3 protein-coding genes are annotated in these 4,555 nt (G+C 70.5%); 2 read left to right on the forward strand and 1 reads right to left on the reverse strand.

The annotated features are described in order from the left end of the window. Positions 1-59: 59 nt before the first annotated feature. Complete coding sequence (locus ACFVJS_RS26360) at positions 60-1,238, reverse strand: CaiB/BaiF CoA transferase family protein (protein ID WP_378886523.1); 1,179 nt, start codon at positions 1,236-1,238, stop codon at positions 60-62. A 256-nt stretch (positions 1,239-1,494) separates the two neighbouring features. Here ACFVJS_RS26360 and ACFVJS_RS26365 point away from each other — a divergent pair, with 256 nt between their 5' ends. Next, entirely contained in the window at positions 1,495-2,883 is a 1,389-nt protein-coding gene (locus tag ACFVJS_RS26365) for a protein kinase (protein WP_378886524.1), read from the forward strand. Positions 2,884-3,068: 185 nt separating this feature from the next. Then, positions 3,069-4,514 carry a glyceraldehyde-3-phosphate dehydrogenase gene (locus tag ACFVJS_RS26370; protein ID WP_378886525.1) on the forward strand — a complete coding sequence of 482 codons (1,446 nt, stop codon included), beginning with the start codon at positions 3,069-3,071 and terminating at the stop codon, positions 4,512-4,514. Positions 4,515-4,555: the final 41 nt, after the last annotated feature.

The raw sequence follows: 4,555 nt of genomic DNA on the forward strand, positions 1-4,555 counted from the left end.
GCGTACGACCTTCGGGTCGTACGCCGCGCCGTTCCTGCATCTCCTGGGCGGTCCGGTCGTCAGTCCTGGAACGCGGCGCCCTTCTCGATCAGCGCGTCGGCGTCGTCGATGCCCCACGCGGCCAGGGCCTCGCGCGTGTGCTGACCGGCGCTGGCCGCCGGTGCCGCGCCCAAGGTGGAGACGGTGCGGCTGAACCGCGGCGCGGGAGCGGGCTGGGTGACACCGTGGTGCGTGACGTACGTCTGGCGGGCCTGCAGGTGGGGGTGGACAGCCGCCTCGGAGGGCGTGAGGACAGGAGCGACGCAGGCGTCCGTCCCCTCGAAGATCTCGGCCCACTCGGCCATCGTCTTCGACGCGAAGGTCTTGGCGAAGAGCTCGCGCATCTCGTCGTAGCGCTCCAGCTCGTACTGCCCCGGGCAGACCCCGTCGAGCCCGAGCCGGGTGACCATCTCGGCGAAGAACTTGCCCTCCAGCGCACCGACCGCGACCTGGCGGCCGTCGGAGGTGTCGTAGAGCGCGTAGAACGGCATCGCGCCGTCGAGAAGGTTGCTCTGCCGCTGCTCGTGCCAGGCACCCGAGGCGAGCATGCCGGAGATCATCGTGGCGAGGTGGGCGGTGCCGTCCACGATCGCGGCGTCGACGACCTGCCCCTGGCCGGTCGTCCTGGCCTCGACGAGCGCGGCGAGGATGCCCATGACCAGGTAGGTCGATCCGCCACCGAAGTCACCGAGCAGGTTGAGCGGGAAGTGCGGCCGGGCGGGGTCCTGGCCGAGGCCGTTCAGCACGCCGGTGGTGGCGATGTAGGTGAGGTCGTGACCCGCGGACTGGGCCAGCGGGCCCTCCTGGCCCCAGCCGGTCATCCGGCCGTAGACGAGCCGCGGGTTGCGCTCCAGGCAGGTGTCGGGCCCCAGGCCGAGCCGGTCGGTGACGCCGGGGCGCAGCCCTTCGATGAGTACGTCGGCGGACTCCACCAGACGCAGGACGGTCTCGACCGCATCCGGGTTCTTGAGGTCGAGCGCGATGCTCGGGCGGCCGCGGGTGAGCAGGTCCCCGGCACCCCCGCCGAGTACGTTGCCGCCCGGCCGGTCGACCCGGATCACGTCCGCGCCCATGTCCGCGAGGATCGTGCAGGCGTGCGGCCCGGGCCCGATCCCCGCCAGCTCGACGACCTTGACCCCGCGGAGGGGACCGGTGCCCTGGCCCAATGTCACTGTGGATTTCTCCGTCGACTCAGTCATGCCGGCCATCCTCGCAGGATCCCGTCTCCCAGAGTCTGGAACCCTCCGCCCGGCGTGACCGGATCGCGGCGCGGAGTCCGATACGCTCCGAGACACACTCGCCGGTGCCACAGGAGCAGAGAAGTTGTCTCGGGAAATCCCCACATCCCCCCAGTCCGCCGCCACCCAGGCCATCCCTGTCAGCCCTGTCAGCCCTAGCAGCCCTGTCAGCCCTAGCAGCCCTGTCAGCCCGCTGACGGCGAACGACCCCCGCGAGATGGGTCCGTACGCGCTCATCGGCCGCCTCGGCCACGGCGGCATGGGCGTCGTCTATCTGGGCGAGGACGCGGCGGGCACGAAGGCGGCGGTGAAGGCGATCCTTCCCGAGCTCACCTCCGACCCGGGTTTCCGAGCGCGGTTCGAGCGGGAGATCGAGGCCGCCAAGAGGGTGGAGAGCCGGTTCACCGCGCGGGTCCTCGACGCCGACGCCGATGCCGAGCAGCCCTGGATGGCGAGCGAGTACGTCGCCGACCCGCCCCTCAACAAGCTGATCGGCTCCGGTCAGCGCCTGTCCGAGATCGACGTACGTCAACTGGTCGCCGGGGTCGCCGAGGCGCTCGCCGCGGTGCATGCCGCTGGGCTCGTCCACCGCGACATCAAGCCGGGCAACATCCTCTACGGCGCCACGGACCCGTGCGTGATCGACATGGGCATCGCCCGCTCCGTCGACGGCACCGCGCTGACCCAGACCGGCAAGGCGGTCGGCACCTACGGCTATCAGGCGCCCGAGCAGGTCCAGACCGGCACGTTCTCCAGCGCCGTCGACATCTGGGCGCTCGGTCTGGTCGCCTTCGTCGCCGCCACCGGGCGCTGGCCGTTCAGCGGCGAGATCGGCTCGATGGGACACCTCCTCAGGGGCGAGTCGCCCAACCTGAGCCTGTGTCCGGTCTACCTGCGTCCGCTCGTCGCCGCATGCCTGGCCGAGGCGCCGGCCGCGCGACCTTCCGCTGCGGACATCCTCGCCACCAACGGCGACTGGACCCTGCTACCGGCCCCGGCCACCTCGGAGCAGGAGACCACCATCGGCGCGCCGCCGCCGGCGTTCACCGGAGGCGGGATCGCCCGGGCCCCACGGCCTCCCGTGAGCCCCACCGACACCGCTGACCTGCCCACCCAGGCTCCCACGTTCGCCGAGCCCGACCAACCGTCCGGGCGTCGCTGGAAGATCGCCGGGCTCGCCGCCGCGGCGGTCGTCCTCGTCTCGGCCGGCGTGGCCGTCGCTGCCAACCCCGGCCTCCTGCCGGGCCAGGACGACGCGCCGAAGGTCGGCGAGGTCACCCCGTCCGCCGAGCCGACCACCGGCGAGCGCAGCACCGCGCCGACCACACCGGTCGGCGGCTCCGTGGACACCGGGGACGATTCCGGGTTCGCCGAGCGGCCCGACGACGAGGACGCGGAGGACGAGAGCGAGGTCGCTCCGAGCAGCGGCACGGACACCGGCGGCGACGTGACACCTTCCGAGACGCCGGAGCCGACCGCGACGGTCCCCAGCGAGGAGGTCAGCGAGCCGGCCAGCGAGACGCCGACGGCCGAGCCGACCGAGACCGCGACGGCCGAGCCGACCCCGGAGCCGACCGAGGAGCCGACGGCGACCGCCACTCCCTGAGCATTCTGTCGTTGCGGACCGGCAGCGTCAGCGTGCGCCTCGTCGGGTGGTCGCGACAGGCTCGACCACCGGTTCTTGGTTGGATCGATCAAGGTGGCCGGGGCTCTGGGGATGCCGATAATCGAGCCTGGCCGGGTGTGTCCCCCGCCCGATCCAGGCCTTCCCGAGCAACCGAAAGTTGAGCTGTGAGCGACACCGACGAGACCTTCAACGACTGGCAGCACCGCGAGGAGCTCGCGGAGACGATGATCCCGATCATCGGCAAGCTCTACCGCGAGAAGGATGTCACCATCCTGGTCCACAGCCGGTCGCTGGTGAGCAAGTCCGACATCTCGATCCTCAAGGCGCACCGGTTCGCGCGCCAGATCGAGGGCGAGGAGCTCTCGGTCACCGACACGTTCCCGCTGCTCCAGGCGGTCGCCAAGCTGGACCTCGGTCCGTCGAAGGTCGACCTGGGACTGCTTGCGGTCCAGTACGCCGAGGACGAGCGCGGCCTCTCGGTCGACGACTTCGTCGCCGAGAAGCTTGCCGGCGCGACCGGCGACAACAAGCTCGAGCGCAACGGCGGCCAGGACGTCGTGCTCTACGGCTTCGGCCGGATCGGCCGCCTCGTCGCCCGGCTCCTCGTCGAGAAGGCCGGCTCGCGCCACGGTCTGCGGCTGAAGGCCGTCGTCGTCCGCAAGGGCGGCGAGGACGACCTCATCAAGCGCGCCTCGCTGCTGCGCCGTGACTCGATCCACGGCCAGTTCGCCGGCACCATCACGGTGGACGAGAAGAACGGCGTGCTCATCGCCAACGGCAACCCGATCCAGTTCATCTACTCCGACGACCCGACGACGGTCGACTACACGGCGTACGGCATCAAGGACGCCATCCTCATCGACAACACCGGCAAGTGGCGCGACCGCGAGGGACTGTCGCAGCACCTGCGCCCGGGCATCAAGAAGGTCCTGCTGACCGCGCCGGGCAAGGGCGACGTCCCGAACATCGTCCACGGCGTCAACCACCAGACCCTCACCGGCGACGAGAAGGTCATCTCCTGCGCGTCCTGCACGACCAACGCGATCGTGCCGCCGCTGAAGCTGATGGAGGACCGCTTCGGGATCGTGCGCGGTCACGTCGAGACGGTGCACTCGTTCACCAACGACCAGAACCTGCTGGACAACTACCACAAGGCCGACCGCCGCGGTCGCTCCGCACCGCTCAACCTGGTGCTCACCGAGACCGGTGCCGCCTCCGCGGTCGCCAAGGCCCTGCCGGACCTGAAAGCGAAGATCACCGGCAACTCGATCCGCATCCCCACCCCGGACGTCTCGATCGCGATCCTGTCGCTCTCGCTCAAGGGTGAGACCTCGAAGGAAGAGGTCGTCGGCTACCTCCGCGAGGCCTCGCTGACCGGCGAGCTGCGTCGCCAGGTGGACTTCACCACCGCCCGCGACGCGGTCTCCTCCGACTTCATCGGCTCCCGTGCCGCCTCGATCATCGACGGCAACGCGACCATCGTCGACGGTGACTCCGCGATCCTCTACGTCTGGTACGACAACGAGTTCGGCTACTCCTGCCAGGTCGTCCGCACCGTGCAGTCGATCTCGGGTGTCGAGTACCCGACTTTCCCGGTCCCGGCTGTCTGAGCCGCTCGGAACGAGCTCTACGCCGCCCCGTCTCGTCCGGT

The organism is Nocardioides sp. NPDC057772, from assembly GCF_042798075.1.
In the GTDB taxonomy this organism is placed as follows: Bacteria; Actinomycetota; Actinomycetes; order Propionibacteriales; family Nocardioidaceae; genus Nocardioides.